General features: G+C 39.0%; 13 protein-coding genes. 9 read left to right on the forward strand and 4 right to left on the reverse strand.

What is annotated here, in order from left to right; translation table 11 throughout:
- The 7 genes from ACNKXS_RS05250 (at position 1) to ACNKXS_RS05280 (ending at position 10,752) form a co-directional block, all read left to right on the forward strand.
- Positions 1-969, forward strand: coding sequence for a tryptophan 2,3-dioxygenase family protein (locus ACNKXS_RS05250; RefSeq protein ID WP_417919933.1), 969 nt, complete (start codon positions 1-3; stop codon positions 967-969).
- Positions 970-973: 4 nt separating this feature from the next.
- The gene (locus ACNKXS_RS05255) at positions 974-2,206 is read left to right on the forward strand and encodes a peptidoglycan DD-metalloendopeptidase family protein (RefSeq protein ID WP_417919934.1); all 1,233 of its coding nucleotides are present in this window, start codon (positions 974-976) and stop codon (positions 2,204-2,206) included.
- Complete coding sequence (gene pgi, locus ACNKXS_RS05260; RefSeq protein ID WP_417919935.1) at positions 2,207-3,838, forward strand: glucose-6-phosphate isomerase; 1,632 nt, start codon at positions 2,207-2,209, stop codon at positions 3,836-3,838.
- Positions 3,839-4,286: 448 nt separating this feature from the next.
- On the forward strand, positions 4,287-6,821 hold the full coding sequence (locus ACNKXS_RS05265; RefSeq protein WP_417919936.1) for a TonB-dependent receptor: 2,535 nt from the start codon (positions 4,287-4,289) through the stop codon (positions 6,819-6,821).
- Positions 6,822-6,831: 10 nt separating this feature from the next.
- Positions 6,832-8,550, forward strand: a complete 1,719-nt coding sequence (locus ACNKXS_RS05270; RefSeq protein ID WP_417919937.1) for a hypothetical protein — start codon at positions 6,832-6,834, stop codon at positions 8,548-8,550.
- 96 nt (positions 8,551-8,646) lie between these two features.
- On the forward strand, positions 8,647-10,284 hold the full coding sequence (locus tag ACNKXS_RS05275) for an Ig-like domain-containing protein (protein WP_417919938.1): 1,638 nt from the start codon (positions 8,647-8,649) through the stop codon (positions 10,282-10,284).
- A gap of 33 nt (positions 10,285-10,317) precedes the next feature.
- Complete coding sequence (locus ACNKXS_RS05280; RefSeq protein ID WP_417919939.1) at positions 10,318-10,752, forward strand: hypothetical protein; 435 nt, start codon at positions 10,318-10,320, stop codon at positions 10,750-10,752.
- Between the two features lie 47 nt (positions 10,753-10,799).
- Here the strand turns inward: ACNKXS_RS05280 and ACNKXS_RS05285 are convergent, their stop codons facing one another.
- Complete coding sequence (locus ACNKXS_RS05285; RefSeq protein ID WP_417920146.1) at positions 10,800-11,855, reverse strand: endonuclease/exonuclease/phosphatase family protein; 1,056 nt, start codon at positions 11,853-11,855, stop codon at positions 10,800-10,802.
- Positions 11,856-12,142: 287 nt separating this feature from the next.
- Between ACNKXS_RS05285 and ACNKXS_RS05290 the strand changes: the two genes are divergently transcribed.
- Positions 12,143-14,737 (forward strand): TonB-dependent receptor, encoded by a 2,595-nt coding sequence (locus ACNKXS_RS05290; RefSeq protein WP_417919940.1) that lies wholly within the window; start codon positions 12,143-12,145, stop codon positions 14,735-14,737.
- A gap of 3 nt (positions 14,738-14,740) precedes the next feature.
- On the forward strand, positions 14,741-16,120 hold the full coding sequence (locus tag ACNKXS_RS05295) for a DUF5689 domain-containing protein (protein ID WP_417919941.1): 1,380 nt from the start codon (positions 14,741-14,743) through the stop codon (positions 16,118-16,120).
- Positions 16,121-16,214: 94 nt separating this feature from the next.
- Here the strand turns inward: ACNKXS_RS05295 and gloA2 are convergent, their stop codons facing one another.
- From gloA2 to mfd, 3 genes are all read right to left on the reverse strand, one after another.
- Positions 16,215-16,601, reverse strand: coding sequence for an SMU1112c/YaeR family gloxylase I-like metalloprotein (gloA2, locus tag ACNKXS_RS05300; RefSeq protein WP_417919942.1), 387 nt, complete (start codon positions 16,599-16,601; stop codon positions 16,215-16,217).
- Positions 16,602-16,641: 40 nt separating this feature from the next.
- Entirely contained in the window at positions 16,642-18,534 is a 1,893-nt protein-coding gene (locus tag ACNKXS_RS05305; protein ID WP_417919943.1) for a hypothetical protein, read from the reverse strand.
- Positions 18,535-18,690: 156 nt separating this feature from the next.
- Positions 18,691-22,068, reverse strand: coding sequence for a transcription-repair coupling factor (gene mfd / locus ACNKXS_RS05310; RefSeq protein ID WP_417919944.1), 3,378 nt, complete (start codon positions 22,066-22,068; stop codon positions 18,691-18,693).
- Positions 22,069-22,156: the final 88 nt, after the last annotated feature.

A 22,156-nucleotide genomic window follows, 5' to 3' on the forward strand; every position in this document is an offset into this window, starting at 1 on the left:
ATGGAGATAAAACCCGAAATCGCGGAACGAATTGGAAAGCTTGAAGAAAAGTTCAAAAATTCGGGACAGGATATGGGGTCTTATCTGGATGGTCTGCTTTATGACCGATATCTTTCTTACTGGGATTATATTAGTGTAGATACATTATTAAGTTTACAGAAAACCAATACGCACTTTCCAGATGAGATGATCTTTATCACTTATCACCAGATCACTGAATTATATTTTAAGCTCATCATTCACGAGCAAAAACAGATCATAGAAACCACAACGCTAACATCTGCCTATTTTGTTGAAAAGCTAAATAGGATGAATAGGTATTTCAGAATACTTATCGACTCCTTTGATGTAATGATCAAGGGAATGGAAAGGGAACAGTTTCTGAAATTCAGAATGGCTTTACTACCTGCCAGTGGATTCCAATCGGCTCAGTTCAGGATGATCGAACTATATTCAACTCCATTGGAAAATCTTGTCGATTTTAATTTAAGAGATGAATTTACAGTAGAAAACTCTTCCGAAGAACTTTTTGAGAATATCTACTGGAAAAAAGGAGGTATAGATCTGGAAACCGGCGAGAAAACTCTTACGCTTAAGCAATTTGAAAAAAGATATACTCCTCGATTTCTAAGAATTGCAAAAGATGTATACGGAAACACTATATATCAGCGTTACCAGGCCATGCATGAAGATGATCGTCAAAATGAAGATCTACAACAGGCTCTTCGAAACTTTGATGTTAATGTAAATATTAACTGGTTGCTTATGCATATGGGTGCTGCTTACCGATATTTGAGCAAGAAAGATGAAACTATAAAAGCGACCGGAGGAACAAACTGGAAGAAATTTCTACCGCCAAGTTTTCAAAGAGTTTCTTTCTTTCCAGAATTATGGAGTCAGGAAGAACTGAACGACTGGGGGAAGCAATGGGTGAACCACACATTTAATACTGAAAAACAAAAAGCATAAAAACTTGAAGAAATTAGGCTTATTAGTAATGCTAATGCTGGCAATGACTGCCTGCAATGACGATGAGAAAGAACAGGCCGTAAATGAGGTCGAGACCAAAAAAATTCCTAAGATCGAGAAACAGTATGGTTTTATCCTGAATGATTTTGAGGTCATTAGGGATACCATAAGGTCTGGTGATAGTTTTGGTTACATCATGGATCAAAATGGCGTGGATCATGGAAAGGTCTTTGAAGTTTCAGAAAAAGTAAAGGATACCTTTAACCCTGCGAGGATCACTGCCGGTAAGAAATACATGATCCTGAGAGCAAAAGATTCGGCTAAAACTCCGCAATATTTCATTTATGAAAATGATAAGATCAACTATACGGTAGTCTCTATTGGGGATAGTATCTATGCTGCAAAGAAAAAAAGACCGGTAACTATAAAGCAAAGAGAAGTAAGTGGAGTGATCACTTCTTCCCTTTCAGAAGCAATGCAGGCTCAGGGCTTGAGTAATCTTCTGGTTTACGAACTTTCAAATATTTATCAGTGGAGTATTGATTTCTTTAAACTTCAGAAGGGAGACCAGTTCAAAATGGTTTACCAGGAGAAGTATATTGACGATACTATTTTCGCTGGAATTGAAAAGGTGGATGCCGCGGTTTTTAAACATTCAGACAGGCCGTATTATGCTTTTAGTTATATGACCGATAGCGTTTCTGGTCAGCCTAGTTTTTATGACGAGGAAGCTAAAGCATTGCAAAGTTTTTTTCTGAAAGCTCCACTAAATTATTCCAGGATCTCTTCAAGGTTTACAAAAAGACGTTTTCATCCGGTTCAGAAAAGATGGAAAGCTCACCTGGGAACAGATTATGCTGCACCACATGGAACGCCGATCGTAAGTACGGCTAATGGGACGGTGATCGCTTCAGGCTATACCTCCGGAAACGGGAATTATGTGAAAGTGAGACATAATGGAAAATATACTACCCAATATCTTCACATGAGTAAGCGTGCAGTTAGAAACGGGCAAAGTGTTAAGCAAGGCGATGTGATAGGTTATGTGGGAAGTACAGGACTTGCAACAGGGCCACATGTATGTTATCGATTCTGGGTAAATGGCAAACAGGTGGATCCATTCCGCCAGAATCTGCCTTCAGCCGAGCATATCACAGACAATCTAAAAGACGATTATTTAAATCATATTGAATCGATTCGGGCAGAGCTGGATCAAATTCCGTATAAAAGTATCTAAATGAAAAATATAAATCCAACCACTACCAAAGCCTGGAAGGAATTAGAAGATCATTATAAAGAGATCCAGGTTGAACATATGAAGAATATGTTCAATAACGATGAAGAAAGAGCTGATAAATTCACCATTAAATGGGAGGATTTTTATCTTGATTACAGTAAGAACCGAATGAATGAAACTACCGGGAAATTACTGAATAAGCTTGCTGTTGAATGTGGTTTGAAGGAAGCAATGGATGCATATTTTCAGGGTGATGCCATCAACCAGACAGAAGGAAGACCGGTTTTACATACTGCTTTAAGAGCTTCAAAAACCGCAAATGTCCAGGTGCATGGTGAAAATGTAATTCCTGAAGTGCAGGAAGTCAAAGAAAAGATAAGAACTTTTACTGATGAGGTGATCGAAGGAAAACGCAAAGGTTTTACCGGGAAGAAATTTACTGATATCGTAAATATAGGAATTGGAGGATCTGATCTTGGACCGGTAATGGTTGCTGATAGCCTGAAATTCTACCAGAATCATCTGAATTTACATTTTATATCTAATGTAGATGGAGATCATGTACATGATACCATTCAGGATCTAAATCCTGAAACCACCCTTTTCGTGATAGTTTCAAAAACTTTCACGACCATGGAAACAATAAGCAATGCTACTACGGTTCGAGAATGGTTTCTAAAAAAGGCTCCTGAAAAGGAAGTTTCCAAGCATTTTGTAGCAGTTTCTACCAATCTAAATAAAGTAGAAAGCTTCGGAATTGATCCTGACAATATTTTCCCGATGTGGGATTGGGTTGGAGGTAGATTTTCTTTATGGAGCGCTGTAGGTCTTTCAGTAGCACTTGGAATTGGATACAATAATTTTGAATCTCTTTTGGAAGGTGCCCGTAAAATGGATGATCATTTCAGAAATACCGATTTTGAGAAGAATATTCCTGTTCAACTAGCACTAATAAGTATCTGGTATAATAATTTCTTTGGCGCTGAAAGTGAAGCGGTGATACCTTATTCTCAATATTTGGATAAATTTCCATCGTATCTCCAACAGGCCATCATGGAAAGTAATGGGAAAAGTGTGGACCGTAATGGTGAGAAAGTAAATTACCAGACCGGAACAATCATCTGGGGAGAACCAGGAACGAATTCACAACATGCTTTTTTCCAGTTAATCCACCAGGGAACCAAGCTTATTCCTGCAGATTTTATTGGCTTTAAAGAAAGTTTGTTTGGAGATCAGGGGCATCACGATAAATTGATGGCGAACTATTTTGCTCAAACTGAAGCTCTTCTTAATGGTAAAAGGGAAGAAGTAGTGGAAGAGGAGTTGCGTTCTATGAGGTTTAGCCAGGAAGAAATAGACAGGATCAAATCATTTAAAGTATTTGAAGGTAATAATCCAACGAATACCTTATTGGTTCAAAAACTAACTCCGGAAAGTCTGGGGAAACTTATTGCCATGTATGAACATAAGATATTTGTACAGGGCGTGATCTGGAATATTTTTAGTTATGACCAATGGGGAGTTGAATTAGGAAAACAACTGGCGAATAAAATTCTTTCAGATTTTAAATCTAATAATTCTGAAGGTCACGATTCCTCTACACAGAATCTGTTGAAGTTTTACATGAACTAAATAGTTTGAATAATTACATATAATATGAAAGCCTGAAGTCTGGAACTTCAGGCTTTTTCTATTTAAAAAAACCTGAAATCCCTTCCGAAGAAATTGATCTGAGGTTGCTGGAATGATGCAATTCGCTCTTTAATAGTGTAGAGATCAAAAATGCCCCATTACAAATTCAATAATTTTTGATGTTTTTGAGCAGCAAAATTGATTTTTACCAAATATTCTATGCTCATTATTGCCCTATTTAACGTCTTTAACACTGTTAGGGCTTATTTTGAATCATTCCATTTAACATAATATTTTGTTTTCCTCTAATTAGCAGTATATTGCGGCGAAATTTGTTGAAATGTTAAACTTCTGTACGTTAAATATTTTAACATTGAGATAATGTTAGAGAAGAACAATTAGTTTTCTTTTGCATCGAATTTTAAACAAACTCAAACACACAAAAAAAATGAGGAAATTATTACTCTTAGCGATGTTCTTAACATCTGCTACGATTTTTGCTCAAGGAACTGTTACCGGTGTGGTAATGGATTCCCAAACATCAGGTCCACTTCCAGGAGCTAATGTAATGGTAGTTGGTACTAACAATGGTACAATGACAGATTTCGACGGGAACTTCACTTTGAATGTTGCAGAATCTGAAGGTACTATTAAAATTACCTTCGTAGGTTACACTTCTAAGGAAGTGAAATTCAATGTTACTGGCGACACTCAGGATCTAGGACAGATCGTTCTGGGTGCAGATGATAACGCATTGGATGAGATCGTTGTAACAAGTTTCTCACTTGCTATCGACAGAAAAACACCAGTAGCTGTTTCAACTATTAGTGCTGCAGAGATCGAAACCAAGATTGGTAACCAGGAATTTCCTGAAGTGCTAAAATCTACTCCTGGAGTATATGCTAACAAAGCCGGTGGTGGTTTTGGTGATGCAGAGCTTCGTATGAGAGGTTTTGAAGGTGAAAACATCGCAGTAATGATTAATGGTGTTCCTGTAAACGATATGGAAAATGGTCGTGTATACTGGAGTAACTGGGCAGGTCTTTCTGATGTAACAAGAACTATGCAAACTCAAAGAGGTTTAGGTGCTGCTAAAGTTGCTGTTCCATCTATCGCTGGTACGGTAAACGTTGTAACTAAAACTACAGATGCTGAAAAAGGTGGTAGCATCTACGCTGCAACTGGTAATGATGGCTACACTAAGTTTGGTGCTACTGTATCAACAGGGAAGTCTGAAAATGGACTTGCTGCAACAGTATCTGCTTCGAGAACAGTTGGAGATGGTTATGTAGATGGTACTGAATTTATTGGGTATAACTACTTCGTAAACATCGCAAAAGAATTTGGTGAAGATCACGAACTTTCTTTTACTGCTTTTGGTGCGCCACAAAGACACGGTCAGCGTCAAAACAGATACACTATCGAAACTTACAGAGAAAGCGAAAGAGGTATCAAATTTAACGGAGACTGGGGTTATTTAAATGGTCAGGTTACTCATATCGAAGATAACTTCTACCACAAACCACAAATGTCATTAAACCACTACTGGGATATTAATGAGAATACTGAATTATCTACTGCACTTTACGCTTCCTTTGGGACAGGTGGAGGTGGTGGATGGGCCGGAACTAACAAGTTTGGTCTTGATTCTAAATACAGAGATGGTTACCTGCAACCGGTAAACCTTGATCTAATTGTAGATGAGAACATTGAAAGAGGTGCTGATGGTTCTGAAACTATTTTAAGAGCTTCCAGAAACGACCACAACTGGTATGGTGCACTTTCTACTTTATCTACAGATCTTACAGATGATATCGAACTTCTTGCAGGGATCGATTTAAGATACTACAAAGGAGAGCACTTCCAGGAAGTTACAGATCTTCTAGGTGGACAGTACTACTTTGATGATTCTAACGTGAACAATCCTATAAACCTTGCAAAGGTTGGAGATAAGATTAGCTACAACAATGATGGTATCGTTCTTTGGGAAGGTGGATTCCTTCAGGGAGAATATTCAAAAGATGATTTAGATATCTTCGTTTCTCTTGCAGCTTCGAACACATCTTACAAGCGTGTTGATTATTTCAACAACCTTGATTCAGATCCTAATCAGGAATCTGATTACGCAAACTTCTTTGGATACCAGATCAAAGGTGGGGCGAACTACAACTTCACCAGAACTAGTGGTGTATTCGCAAACATCGGGTACTTTGAAAGAGCACCTTTCTTTGATGCTGTATTCTTAAACTTCGTAAACGACCTTAACCCAGATGCTGAAAATCAAAAGATCTTTAGTACTGAACTTGGATATACTTACAGAAGCTCTGTGTTGAGAGCAAACGTGAACGTTTACAGAACTAACTGGAGAGACAGATCTTTGATCTACTCTTATAACAATCCTGATGGTTCTCTTGGTGTTGCAAACATTTTGGGTGTAAATGCAGTTCACCAGGGTCTTGAACTTGATTTTGAATACCGTCCTTTCGAGGAACTTTCTATCACAGGTTTCGCTTCTTTTGGTGACTACAGATGGGAAAGTGATGTAACAGGAGTACAGATCTTTGACGAAGAGCAGAATCTTATTGATGAGATCAACCTTTTCATCGAGGATACTAAAGTAGGTGGTACGCCACAAACTACTGCTGGTCTTGGAGTAGACTATGAGTTCTTGACAGATATGAGATTAAGAGCAAACTATAACTACTTTGGTGACTTCTGGTCAGATTTTGATCCGGTAAGCCGTACGAATCCTGATGCTGGTGAGACATGGAAACTTCCAGATTTCGGAACGCTTGATGTAGGTCTTTCTTACGATTTCTCTGTAGCTGGATTTGATGCTGCTTTGAATGCGAACGTTTATAACATTACAGATACAGAATATATTGCTAATGCACAGAATGGTCTTCAGAACAACGCACGTACTGCACTTGTATGGTACGGTTTCGGAAGAACTTACACTGTAGGAGCTAAACTTAACTTCTAAACACAACACGATGAAAAAGACATTTTATGTACTAATGGCTTTCGTAGGTCTGGCTTTAACTAGCTGTGAGCCAATGGAAGACATTCATGATGAAATCGACAACGACCTGGATAGCCAGCTTGCTGTTGCTGAGAGAGACTATGTGCTTACTGAAGATGATTATGAAGAACTTGGACAAAACTTTCCAAACTTCGGTTCAGTAGAAGATGCAAGAACTTTGATTCCTACTTTACTTTCAGACCTATATCCAACTTATGGTGCAGGTTCAATTATTAATGTAGGATTCGATCTATTCGATCCACTTAGAGTTCAGGACTATTCAGTATCTAGCTCAGACTATGGTATGATCGATCTTTCTACAGACTATTTCTCTGGAATGGGAGAGGTGGCAGATTTCCTTGAAGCGAAATATCCACAGGCTGAAAATGGAGAGTATGTTAGACTTACTTATAATATCCTTGCTGAAGAGATCGCTTACGAGCTTTCTGCAGATGATTTTGATGTAATTGGAGACGAACTTGGAGATGTATATCCAGATCCTGCATCTAGTGCTGCTCAATACAGTAACTTCGATAGAAGATCTGACAGAAACGCATACTGGAGTGACGATATGATCGTGGAAGCTCTTGGTGTAGCCATTTCAGAAGAATTTGGAGATATCGCCGGTCAGCAATACAATGTTACTTACGCTATCTACGATGGTAGCTCAGGAACTGAGAGCATGACTGTTCAGTTTGATGGAAACACGTATGTAGCTGTTGGTGGAACTTCTTACGAGATCTCTAGTGAAGACTATGACGCTATTGGTGAAGAATTCGCAACTGCATATCCTGGACCAGCTGGAAATGCTGCTCAGTTTGGAAGTTTTGATGTACGAGAGACTAGCAATAACTACTGGAATGAAGACATGCTTTTAGAAGCTTTTGCTTTCGTAATTACTAGTGAATTTCCTGCAGCTCAGGATGGTGATCAGTTTGTATTGACTTACAAAGTTTACAATGGTTCTGTTGCTACGATAGTGGTAAACCTTGTCCTTGACGGTGGTGCTGTCACTATCGATGAAGATGCTTCAGTTTCAACTATTGAAGAAACTAAAGTATTTGCCTACACCAACGGAGATTGGGATGAGCCTTACATGCTACCTGAAAATTCTTATACTGAAGAATTCGGTCAGCGTTTCAGCAACTTCGGAGACGAGGATGAAGCTCTTGCTAAAATAGCGATCTTCTTAGGAAGAGAATTTCCTTACGCTGAAGAAGGTGAATATAAAGCTGTTGCATATCGTTTCTACAACGGAGAAGCAACTGTGACTGAGTATGCTAACTTTACGTTTGAAAATGGTAAATGGATGGCTATTCCTAGCGTTATTTCAGATGCACTTCAGTTTGGATTTGAAGATGGAATGTGGGTACCAGACAACACGATCAACTACATGTTGAGTTCTGCTGATTACTCTATCATTGCTGATGCACTTTCAGGTAATACTGACCTTGCTACACAACTTGCTAGTATTGATCGTTACGGTAACTTTGACCGTCGTCCGGGAGCCAGTGCTTACTGGAATGATGATAATCTACTATTAGCTATGCAAGCGCTTCTTAATGAGATCGCTCCAAATGCTGAAGAAGGACAGAAGTACTTACTTACTTTCGATATCTATAATGGATCGAATACTACAGAAAGCCTAAGCCTTATTAAAGAAGGTGGAATGTGGGTAGTTAACCAGTAGGTTCTAAACTCAATTTATATAAACCTCTTATCTTCACGGTAAGAGGTTTTTTTTTGACTTAAAATGTCAGATATTTGCAGCCACAATACACAAACTATGAAAAAATATACCGGACTCTTTTTGTTGGCACTCATGTTGGGTTGCTCAGGTGATGATGATTCAACACCAACCCCTACGCCACCAGTTGAAGAAGAAAATCCAGTAGCAACGGCAGATGAACTTTCTGCTGTTCAAAATGAAACCTATACCTTCAACAGAGCTATGTTGCTGGAAAACGATGAACTTGTGGATAACGCGATCATCACCAGTATAGATGCCGAAACTGAAGCAGGAGGAACCATCACAGATAATCGTGATCAAACTTATACTTATGAGCCTGCTAATGATTTCACGGGAAATGATACATTTTCTTATACCATCTGCGTACCTGGAGATTCCGATAGATGTTCCAGCGCTGTAGTTACCATCATCGTTGGCGACGCTGGGGAACCAATAGCGGCCGATGATAGTTATACTACCCAGGAAGGTAAAACCTATACAATTAGCAATCACCTTGATAATGACCAGGTGGTGGATAATGCTGAAGTTACTGCAGTAGAAAGTACGAGTGGTAACGCCAGTGTAACACTTCAGGACGACGGAAGCATTCTTTATGTGCCAGAATCCAGTTTTTCTGGTCAGGATACTTTTACTTATACCTTGTGTGACGATGATGAGACACCTAGTTGTTCTACTGCCACTGTTACCATGACCGTTGAGGATGAAGGTTCACCGGTAGCTTTAGATGACACTGTGGTTATAGAAATTGGTACTTCCGAAGAAGTGATTACAAAACTTCTGGATAATGATGATCTAACCGATGATGCAACGATTTCTTCCGTAAATGATTCAGCAAGTAACGCGACCATTGTATTGAATAACGATGGAACAGTAACCTATACTCCACAAGCAGGTTTTATGGGAGAGGATACATTTACGTATACTATTTGTGATGATGATGCTGATGCAAGCTGTTCTACAGCTACTGTTACGGTAAATATAGTAGAAGCGGTAAAATTCAATGTCCCTGATAATCTAAAGGCATATTATTCAGACGCCAGTTTTACCATCGATCCAGACCTGTTGTATTCAGAGCTTTCAGATTTTACGAACGCGCAACATACAAACCGCCTTACTTATACAGATCGTCACGATTACTTATATGATGCCGATGCTGCACTCAATGATCCATCTATGGTAGTGCTAATTTACTCAGGTGAACTTAGACCAGATGATGAATTCCAGTTAGGAGATCTTGACGGTGACGAAAGTTTTAATACAGAACACATTTATCCTCAGTCTCGTCTAAATACTGAAGAATCTGTAAGTGACCTACATTTGCTAAGAGTTGCTGATGTAAATATTAATTCTGAAAGGCTTAATTACCCATTTACTGATGGTAGTGGAGAATATAAGCTTGTAGGTGGTGATAGCTGGTACCCTGGAGATGAATGGAAGGGTGATGTTGCCAGAATGGTAATGTATGTGAACCTTAGCTACGGAGACTCCTTTGATGAAGTTGGAAATCTTGACCTATTCCTGAAGTGGAATCGTGAAGATCCTGTTTCAGCTTTCGAATTACAGCGTAACGACGTGATTGAAGCGGCTCAGGGTAACCGAAATCCATTTATTGATAATCCATTCCTTGCTACGCTTATCTGGGGTGGTGATGCGGCGGAAAATCGTTGGGAATAGACTTCAGAATTAATAACACTTATATAAAAATATATGTATCAAACTGTTCAATTTATACACTCTTACTGGGCTTACCTGGTGCTGGTAATGCTTTTGATCGCGACCTTTAATTTTATAATTGGGTTTGCGACGAATAAGGAATACAGTGCGACTAATTTTAGAATCGCCTTATTTACGCTCATCGTTTCGCATATACAATTGCTTATTGGAATCGTACTTTACTTTACCTCTGGTAATATGGCGAGATGGGAAGGTGGTATGGGAGAAGTCATGGGTAACGATACTACCAGACTTTACCTGGTTGAGCATCCATTAATGATGATCATCGCTATTGCTTTAATCACTATTGGTTACTCCAAACATAAAAAGAAACTTACTTCGAAGCCAAAATTCAAGATGCTGGCTATTTTCTACGGAATCGCTTTTCTGGTGGTATTGTCCAGAATTCCATGGAGTGCATGGTTTTAGATGAAGAATTTCATATTGAAAAAGCCCGGTAGTTGACCGGGCTTTTTTTATTCTACAGCTTTTATCAAATACAGGTATACGGGAAAATGATCACTATACCCTGGCTGATAGCCTGAGCTACCATAGGTACGCATAGGATACCCGCGGTACTGACCACCCTGCGTAATTAAATAAGGAGCGTTAAAAATTCCGGCTTTGTAATACTGAAATCCTTCAGAAGTTCTGTTCAATAAGCTTTCTGAAAGATAAAATTGATCGAATAAGTTCCAGGAATCACGATATGCCAGTGTCCCGCGACCTCTTTTGAGCATGTTTTCCATAGGATTATACAGGTCCCCTTCTTTCAAATCCTGAATTTCGGCTTTAGTTTGTAGGAACTTTTTAAAGCTTTTATTGGTAGGATCATCGTTAAAATCTCCCATTCCAATAATTCTTGCCTTTGGGTCTTCCTGGTAAATGGAATCTATGATTCGTTTATTAAGCATAGCAGCTTTTTCACGTTTGTAACTGCTTTTTGCTTCACCACCAGACCGGGATGGCCAGTGATTTACTATAAAATGAGTTTCCTGCCCCAGCGCAATTCCGCTCACTACCAGTTGATCTCTGGTATAATCTCTTTTGTCCTCATCATAGATCATTAATTTCCTGGCCTGAGAATTCGTCACCACAAATGACTGCGAACGATACAGTAGTGCCACATCGATGCCTCGCTCATCTGGAGAATCGTAATGCACGATCTTGTAATTAAACTGTGCAAGGTTGGGATGTGCGATCAAATCTTCTAAAACCTTCTTATTTTCAATTTCACAAAGGCCTATTACCAATGGTGGTTTTTTAGATTCCTGAGTTCCTATTTCAGCAAGCACCCTGGAGATATTCGCTATTTTAACGTCGTAGCGTTCCTTGGTCCAGTTGTCTTTACCCAGAGCAGTCCTGTCATCATCAAACGTGAGGGTATCGTCTACGGTGTCGAACAGATTCTCGACATTATAAAAGGCAATAGTTTCAATATGGTAATCTCTCATATTCTGACAATATAGGTTTTCTGAAGTTGTCAGGTATAGCCCAATTACCAAATAAATCGCTGTAATATATTTCTTCAATTTTTTCATCATTTTAGACCGCAATTAAAGTACTGGTTTTTTGATTATTACAGAAAAATGATTTAAAATTATCCCATATTTCGACGACGAGGCACTGAATGAATAAAACCTTTTTTTGGGTGTGTCTGTTTTCTTTGGTTTATCAAAGTTTATACGCCCAAACTCCGATCATCAATGGTCGGATTATAGATGCAATCACCCAGGTGCCCTTACCCCAGGTTAAAATTGCAACAGAGAATTCTTTTAACGAGACGTTCTCAGACCCTGAAGGAAAATTTTCTTTAGGAATGGAAAGTATTTCAGAAAATGAGATTATTCTTCTTATTACTAGATCAGGTTACCTGAGCAAAAGAATACCTGTTAGGCAAAATGGAATTCTGGAGCTGGATCTTTCCACTATTTCACTTAGCCCAGACTCCAGTCATGATCTCACCTTTCAAAATACCATTAGTCTTTCAGATGCAGAGCTAACAGATGATGAAGCTGACTTTGATAATATTTCAGGTATTCTTCAATCCACCCGGGATGCTTATCTAAGCGCAGCTGCATTTGATTTTAGTCAGACTTTTTACCGGGTACGTGGCCTTGGTTCAGAGTATGGCAGCTTAATGATCAATGGAATTGAGATGAACAAAGCTTTTGATGGCAGACCTCAATGGAGTAATTGGGGAGGACTTAATGATGTTCAGAGAAACCAGGTTTTCAGTTCTGGTTTTTCTCCTTCAGAATATGCATTTGGAGGTCTTGGTGGTACTACGAATATAATCATGCGTGCCTCACGTTTTGCTAGTGGTGGTAGAATTACTGCGTCGGGTTCTAACAGAAGCTATACCGGTAGGCTTATGGCAACTTACGCAAGTGGTGAGAAAAATAATGGCTGGTTTTATGCATTTTCTATAGGACGCCGTTATGCAAGTGAAGGTTATATGGAAGGAACTCCGTTCGACGCAAACTCTATTTACCTTGGACTGGAAAAATTCATTAATAAGGAACATGCATTAAATTTCACTGCGATTTATACGCCAACACTTCGTGGGAAATCTGCGCCACTTACTGAAGAGGTTGTTGAAATTAAAGGAAAACGCTACAATCCATACTGGGGTTTACAAGAGGGTGTGATTCGCAATAGCAGGATGAAAGAGATCAATGAACCAGTTTTTATGCTCAATCATTTCTGGAACCCTTCTGATAATATACAAATCAACACTAATTTTTCTTACCAGTTTGGTGAAGTTTCTAACACCCGTATAGATTATGGAGGCACTAGCTTCGTTGATTTTGATTCTCAGCGCACTTACCTGGGCGGAGCTTCAAATCCAGATCCCGTTTACTACCAGAAGTTACCAGGATATTTCCTGAGATTTGAAGGTTTTGAGGATTTTCAGAAAGCTTATCTCTCTGCAAATGAATTGAGAAATAATGGACAGATCAACTGGGACAAGATTTATGAAGCCAATGCCAATCCTGATGCTTTGTACGCTCTGGCGGCAGATGTCAATCAGGATCAAAGTTTGATTGCTAATAGTATATTGAGCTGGCAATTATCTTCCAGTCTGCATGTAATTACTAGCTTCAAAGCTTCATCTCTTAAAAGTCACAACTTTGGCAGGATCGAGGATCTTTTTGGATCATCCAGTTTTCTGGATGTAGAGGTTTTTTCAGACTTCTCTCAAAATGACTTAAAAAATCCTGATCGAAAAGCACTGGAAGGGGAGAGTTATAAATACGATTATAATCTAGAAGCTCAGACGGCTGAAGTTTTTGGTCAGCTTCAAAAGCAATGGAGAAGCATGGAAATTAGTGTGTCCGGGCAGGTTTCGAGCTCAAGCTTCAAACGATTTGGGAATTATCAGAATGAAGAATTCATGGCGAATTCTTATGGTAGGTCTAAGGATATCGATTTTCTTACTTCAGGTATAAAAACGAACTTACTTTATAAATTTTCGGGACGTCAAAGTCTGGAGTTAAATTTGGCAGCCTTCTCAAAAGCACCATTACTGAAGAATATCTTTATAAATCCACGCCAGAATAACGCCATGGCTCCCTGGGTTTCCGAAGAAAAAATTACTGGTTCTGATCTCAGTTATCGCTATCGCACCAATCTTTTCAACTTTAGATTTACCGGCTACGTCCAGCAGATAGCGAATAGTACCGAAGTTTCTTTTTATTATACGGATGGGTTATCAGGCCTTGGTAGAGAGAATTCTACCGCCTTCGTTCAGGAGGTCCTAACCAAGATGGATAAACAATATCTTGGAGTTGAACTAAGTTCAGAATACCAGGTAACATCAACGATGAAGCTGAAATTAGCTGGAGGATGCGGGCAGTTTGTATATAGCAACAATCCTGCTCTTAGCTTGTTCTCCAGTTCTTTTGAAGATTTGAATTATGAGCAATCATTCCTCAAAGGCTATCGCTTACCGGGTGGTTCGCAATCTGCGTTTCAACTAGCTTTCGAATATCGAGATCCTGCATACTGGTGGTTCGGCATTTCACAAAATTACTTTACTGGCGCATTTATAGACGTGAGTCCGTTGAATAGGACCTCAAATTTTCGAAAAGATTATGATGGTTTGGAGATCGTGGAATATAATGCGGAAGTAGCGAGAGAATTATTACGGCAAGAGCAGTTTGATCCCTATTTTCTCACGAACATCATTGGCGGCAAAAGCTGGAGAATTAAGGATAAATATCTCGGTTTATTCGCCAGTATAAATAATGCACTCAACACCAATTTTAAAACCGGTGGTTTCGAGCAGTCGCGGAATGCTAATTATAGAACGTTAAAAGTGGATAGAGATCGCGAGATTCCAATCTTCGGAAATAAATACTGGTATGGAAACGGTACCAGTTACTTTGTGAATTTAAATCTTAGATTTTAAAATATGAACAAAACATTTTTCATCATTTTTTTACTGGCTATAACTTTTCACGCTTGTGTTCCAACAGATGATTTTGAAGTCCCGGAACTTGTAGAGGACAGTATATCCATAAATGGAAGTTTCACCAGTATCACTGCAGTGAAGGGTAATTATAAAGTAGAAACTGGTGAGATTCATAATTTCAGGGATACCGATACATGGTTTGAAGCCTATGTGATCAGTGACGATTCGGGAGGGAACTTCTATAAAAAGCTCGTGTTACAGGATAAGGCTCATAATCCTCAGTCTGGAATACAAATTCTGGTTGATGACAATTCCCTGCATCAAACTTATAACTTCGGAAGAAAAGTTTATGTGAAGCTCGACGGTCTTAGTCTTGGATTTAATAATGGTGTTCTGCAACTAGGTATTCAGAATAGGGGAGATGTGGTGGCAATTCCTTCTTCATTAATAGATGATTTTATTGTTAGATCTGAAATCACTTCGGAAATCATTCCGAAGAAACTTTCAATTTCTGAGTTTTCAGAAGAGACGAAAAACCTCTATGTAGAAGTGCATGACATTCAGTTTGATATCAACCTGGTGCGCGAAGCAGAGAATTTCTCGTTCGCTTCTCACAGATACGATGAATATGATGGTGAAAGACAATTGGAAAGTTGTATAACCGGAGAGACCGCGTTTTTAAGTACCAGCACCTATGCGAATTTCAGATCTTTGATGCTACCCTCAGGTTCCGGGAATATCAAAGGAGTTCTGAGCCGCAATTATTATGACGAACATTTCGTGCTCATTGTAAATGATCCAACCGCTCTCGATTTTAATGAAGAGAGATGTGATGACCAGTTTTTCAAATGTGATTCTGAAGGCGTTTTTAGTAGAAACGTGATCACGGAAGAGAATTTTGATGGTGTAACTTCTAACACAACGCTTGCCGCCAGAAAATGGACAAATATCAATGTGAGTGGAGGGGAAAAACGTTTTACACCTACGATGGTAAACGGCAATCGATTATTGCGAATCTCTGCTTATAATACGCTAGAGAATCCGCTGGAAGCATGGCTGGTATCCCCGGTAATCGATATCTCCAGTACCAGAGCGAATCTTGTAACCTTTGATCTGCTTGCTTCCTACGATAACGGCATGTTCTTAAAGGTGTTTTTTACTCAGGATTTCACTGGTGATCCAAGAACTACAGAATGGAAGTTGCTGGATGCTGCAATTCCATACGGGCCATCGGGAGGTTCTGGCAATATTTTCAAAACTTCAGAAGTAGATCTTTCCTGTCTGCAAGGAAAGGTTTGGATAGGATTTAGATATTTAGGGGCTGCTCCAGATAAGACCACTACGTATGATCTCGATAATTTCAGAGTTTTAGGGAATTGAAATTATTTGAAGTAATCCTCGGGTAGTTTCGAACTTATGACCATCAATATTCAATGTTCATAGCTGGCAGTGATCTGGATAACGATGTAAGATTTCACAATTCATATAATTCAATGGGTAAATGATCTGGATCATAGAGGAAAGTGAACTTTTTGCTAGTGAATTCATCGGTACGTACCCGCTCGGTATCAATATTGTTTTGAAGCAGTTCTTTTATACATGCTTCAAGGTCAAGCACGCCAAAAGCTAAATGTCTCAATCCTGCCGCTTCAGGTTGGGTTAATCTCGCAGGTGGATCGGGAAATGAAAATAATTCGAGTATATATTCTCCGTTTAAAGAAAGGTCAAGTTTGAAAGATTTTCGTTCTTCCCTGTAAATTTCTTTCTCAATCTTAAAACCCAGCACATCTGTATAAAACTGTTTGGACCGTTCATAGTTGGAGCAAACAATGGCTACATGATGCAATTTTTGGATGTTCATATTTTAAATCTGATTATTAATGTTGATAGTTGTGAAGATGCTAGTTGAATAGTACAGTTCTGGGCTTACCTAGATTAAAATTCTGAAAACCGAAATCATTGGTCTCAATAGAATTCGTTTTAAAGATATTAAGTCCCTGACCAGGAATTTTAGGATAAAAGGAAAAAGAAAGCTGAAAGTTGTTGAACACCAGATAGTCATTTCGAATAATAAAACCAACGCCAATGGAAGAATAGAGATCATTCGTACCGATATTCGAGTTCTTCAGGATGCCGGCAGTATAATTTAAAAAAGGATTTAATCTAAATCCAAAAAGATCCCAGGGTGAGTAGAATTGAGTTTGTAGCTCCAGTACATACTTTTCAGTTCCTATAAGATCACTGTCAAAACCTGCGATACGCGCCCCGGTCGTTCTCCGGTAGTCACTTCCATAACTACCATTAAATCTATTGTGCTCGTCTATGCTCAAACGGTCACCTACAGAATTCATTCTATCCACCCCAATAATGAACTGAGGTTTTACAAACTGTCTCATTTTCCATTTTTGTCCTAGACCTATAAGATTTGTAAAATAATTAGCCTGGAAAGAATAAGCGGTTTGTTCGGTTTTTGAACCGTTGAAATAACTGCCAGCTTCAAAGTTGGTGCTAATATATCCCCAGTCGAAGTAATTTCCAAAGGAGGCTCTGGCGCCAAGGTACATCCTGGTCTGCTGATTCTTATTCTGGAATCCGCCGGTTAAAGCATATACTTTGCCTACCGGGACGTCTTCAGTAATACCATCATTAAAGATATATTGATCCTGAACGAATTGCCTCGAAGATATTCCAACACTCGCCAGATATCTTGTCTCGTCTCCAAAATAGTTAATACTATCATATGCAGCCGAAGGGGATTCTCTAAAATTTACATCCAGAAAACCAACACTGGTAATAAGATTTGTACTTCGTTCCTTTTCAGAATTTCCTTCGAAAAGGCGATAGGAATGTCCAACCCAGTAATCCTGAGAAATATATTTGAAGTTTTGATCTTCTAATTCCAAAGCCGCATTTGGTAATTCTACCTGTCTGTATTGTTCATCTACATAAAATCCTGCTGCCCATCTCGTAAACGGAGAATAAAATTCTCTTTCTATAAAAACACTTTTACGATAGAATTCATTGAAGTCGCTTTGATATCGAATTTCTCCAGTTATAAAGGTGTTTTTAATGTTCGGAACCCGGTAAATACCGGAATAGGCATTTTTGCCATCACTTAGCCTGTTCGCAAAACTGAAATTAAGCTGGTGTCCAATCCCAACAATATTATATTCTTTAAGAGTCACTTTGTTTTCATTGGTTGAAAACACGCCCTGGGGTGTAAGACTCCACGAGTCCAGAGCCAGGATCTTTACATCTACCGAGTCAGAATTTTTTATGGCATGAGCAGTAATTTTTACTTCTCTTATATATTGCTGTGAACGCAGTAATCTCTCAGATTCATCTAACAGCAAAGTATCCAGGTCATCGTTCTCCTCCAGTAACAGAAAATTTCGAATAGCGAACTCCTTAGACTTTATATGGATTTGATTCCCGGTTCTTTCTACCCAGCTATTAGCAGTTTCTGTAGAATCTGTGAAGGAGAAACCAAATGGATCTTTAGTTTCAATAATAACATGTCTAATGGGCCTTCCTTCAAGTTCTGAATAGTCCCTGTACTGCTTTTTTACTTGCTTTTTCGGTTTTTTCGTAGTCGACTTGAATAATAACTGATGAACTCTTTTGGTAATCTTGCGCTTTTCTGAAAATCGTTCTAATCGATCATATATATTCGTAGTATCCTTCTTTTCGGTCTTTTCAGTCTTCTCGCTCTTTTCATTTTTTTCCTTTTCCTGCGCCTGAAGCTGAAAACTAAAACATAAAATAGTGCAGACGGACCATAAAATTTTAATCATGGTCTTCTGGGAAAGGATAGAATGTTGGGGGTTTTTCAACAAATTAAATCAAACCTCTTAAGGAAATTTCTACTGAATTTAGAGTGTCACGAAGTCAATTAAGTTCAAATTCATGCTGCCTCAATAATATGAAATCTAATTTGTTCTGTGCAAGCTTTACGCCAATTCTTCTTTCTTCTCTCTAAAATCCAAAGGCTCAAGTACTTTCAGAGCTTTATCAATAGAATTTATCCTGTCAAAAGTAAGTAGTAAACGTAGTCCATTTCTGGTTTGTTTCTCCTTCATGGTGCAGTTTTGCTTGTGTGTTTGCACATATTGCAGAACCTTCGTGAAGTTAGCAGTTTGATAGAATCTTGAATTTTGATCTGCTATAAAACAACCAACCATTTTATTCTTTTTCAATACCACTCTTTCAAGTCCTATTTTGGCGGCGATCCATTTAATTCTTACAGAGTTTAGAAGGTCAACGGCCTGTGTAGGTAACTCGCCAAACCTGTCTTCCAGTTCTGCTTCAAATTTAACCAGTTCTTCTTCGGTAGAAAGCTCGTTAAGTTTAGTATATAGATTCAGTCTCTCTGCGATATTGTTGATATAATCATCTGGGAATAACAATTCGAAATCGGTGTCTATCTGGGTATCCTTTACGAAATCTTTTAATTCCACATCTTCGGTTTCAGCATAAAGATCACGAAATTCGTTTTCTTTTAATTCCTCGATCGCTTCGTTCAGGATCTTTTGATAAGTGTCGAAACCAATATCATTGATGAATCCACTTTGATCGCCACCAAGAAGATCACCGGCACCACGAATTTCAAGATCTTTCATGGCAATATTGAACCCGCTACCCAATTCTGAAAATTGCTCCAATGCTGTCATTCTTTTACGCGCATCTTCGGTCATTACTGAATAAGGCGGAGTAATGAAGTAACAGAATGCCTTTTTATTACTACGTCCAACCCGGCCACGCATCTGGTGGAGATCTGATAATCCAAAGTTATTTGCGTTATTTATAAAGATCGTATTGGCTTCAGAAACATCAAGTCCGCTTTCAACGATCGTAGTAGAGACGAGCACATCAAATTCCCCATTGATGAAGCTAAGCATTAATTTCTCCAGTTTTTTACCTTCCATCTGCCCGTGTCCAACCCCAATTTTGGCATCTGGAACCAGTCTCTGGATCATTCCCGCAACTTCCTTGATATTCTCCACCCGGTTGTGAATAAAGAAAACCTGGCCACCACGCTGAATTTCATAAGAAACAGCATCACGAATGGTTTCCTCTGAAAAACGAATAATATTTGTTTCAATAGGATAACGGTTAGGAGGCGGAGTAGTGATCGTAGAAAGGTCCCTTGCCGCCATCAAGCTAAATTGTAAAGTTCTTGGGATTGGCGTCGCGGTTAGAGTAAGGGTATCTACGTTTTCACGAATGGTTTTCAGTTTATCTTTTACCGCGACTCCAAATTTCTGTTCTTCATCGACAATCAATAAACCAAGATCTCTGAATTTCACAGCTTTGCTAACCAATTGGTGCGTTCCTATAATAATATCAACTTTCCCATCGGCAAGATCTGCCAGGGTTTCGCGGCGTTCTTTAGCAGTTCTAAAGCGATTTAAATAATCTATTCTCACCGGGAAATCTTTCAGTCTTTCTGAAAAGGTCTGGTGATGCTGAAACGCCAGAATGGTTGTTGGCACCAGGACTGCAACCTGCTTATTATTATCTACAGCCTTAAAAGCCGCACGAATCGCGATTTCCGTCTTTCCGAAGCCAACGTCCCCGCACACAAGCCTGTCCATTGGACGTTCACTTTCCATATCCTCCTTCACTGCAGCGGTGGCCGAACTTTGATCTGGTGTATCTTCATACATGAAAGATGCTTCCAGTTCATGCTGAAGATAGGAGTCAGGATCATATTTAAATCCTTTTTCGAGTCTTCTTTTGGCGTATAATTTTATAAGATCGTAAGCAATATGCTTTACACGGGCCTTGGTCTTTTTCTTGAGGTTTTTCCAGGCGTTACTTCCCAGTTTATAGATTTTAGGAGGCTTCCCATCTTTCCCGTTAAACTTTGAAATTTTATGTAGCGAGTGAATGCTCAGGTAAAGAATATCGCGTTCCCCGTAGATCAATTTGATCGCTTCCTGTTTCTTTCCTTCCACATCGATCTTCTGGAGTCCGCCAAATTTCCCAATTCCGTGGTCAATATGTGTTACATAATCACCCACCTCAAGATTCGTAAGTTCCTTGAGTGTGATCGCCTGTTTCTTGGCATAGCCATTTTTCAGATTAAATTTATGGTAGCGCTCAAAAATCTGGTGATCTGTATAGCAAACCATTTTAGAATCTTCATCTATAAACCCCTGGAACATGCTAAAAACCGGGGTCTGATACTCTACTTTTTGATCCTGATCTTCCAGAATATCATTAAATCGGCGTGCCTGCTGATCGCTCACACAACAAATAAAATTCTTATAACCTGCTTCCTGATTTTCTACCAGGTTTTCAATAAGTAGATCGAACTGTTTATTAAAGGAAGGTTGTGGCTTGGTATGATATTGTATTTCAGTCTTAGGCTTAAGAAATGCCGTATTACTAAGTTCTACCGCGGTAAAATTGAGTAGTTCCTTTTTTATAAGTTCACCATCTGCAAACAATTCTGAAGGTTCACTGTGTTTTACTTCTTCGGAAAGTTTTTCAAAAGCTTCTGTAGCTTTACTGAAGAGCTTGTCTGCCTGCGCAGAAAGCAGATCCAGATTTTTTATGAATACAGCGGTATCTGCTGAAATATATTTTAGGAAACTTTCCCTGATCTCATTGAGCTGTTTATTCTCAACATTGGGCATTACCGAAATCTTCTTTTTCTTATCTGTAGAAAGCTGGGTTTCCACATCAAAAGTCCGGATGCTGTCTACTTCATCCCCGAAAAATTCTATTCTATAGGGCTCATCATGACTAAAGCTAAAAACATCAATAATTCCACCTCTCACTGAAAACTCCCCAGGTTCTGTGACGAAATCCACTCTTTTAAACTGATATTCAAAAAGGACTTCATTTACAAAATCGATAGAAAGTTCATCACCTACAGATATTTTCAGAGTACTTCGGTCCAGTTCCTTTCGTGTGACTACTTTTTCAAAAAGAGCATCTGGATAGGTGACAATTATCGCAGGTTTTTTACGGGAATTTATACGGTTAAGCACTTCAGCACGTAATAAAACATTTGCATTATCAGTCTCCTCGATCTGGTAAGGTCTTCTATAAGAACCGGGATAAAAAAGAACATTCTTTTCGCCCACCAGCTGCTCAAGATCGTTTAAATAATAGGCTGCTTCTTCCTTGTCATTGAAGATCAGCAAAAACGGTCGTTGCACATCTCTAAAAGCGCCGGCAGTCACGAAAGATAACGCAGAGCCAACGAGTCCTCTTAGATGAATGTTAGCGGTTTCATTTTCAGAATAAGCAAGGGCATTTTGCAATTCCCGTTGCTGTGGGGATTGTGCAAAATTCTGGGCGATAAGTTTTGTACTCATTAGCGCAAATATAAATTCAAGTAGACTGCCTTACAACCACATGGCATATTTTTAACGATTAAATAGCATACCCGGGATTTTACCAAAT

Source organism: Christiangramia marina (assembly GCF_048285865.1).
Classification (GTDB): domain Bacteria; phylum Bacteroidota; class Bacteroidia; order Flavobacteriales; family Flavobacteriaceae; genus Christiangramia; species Christiangramia marina.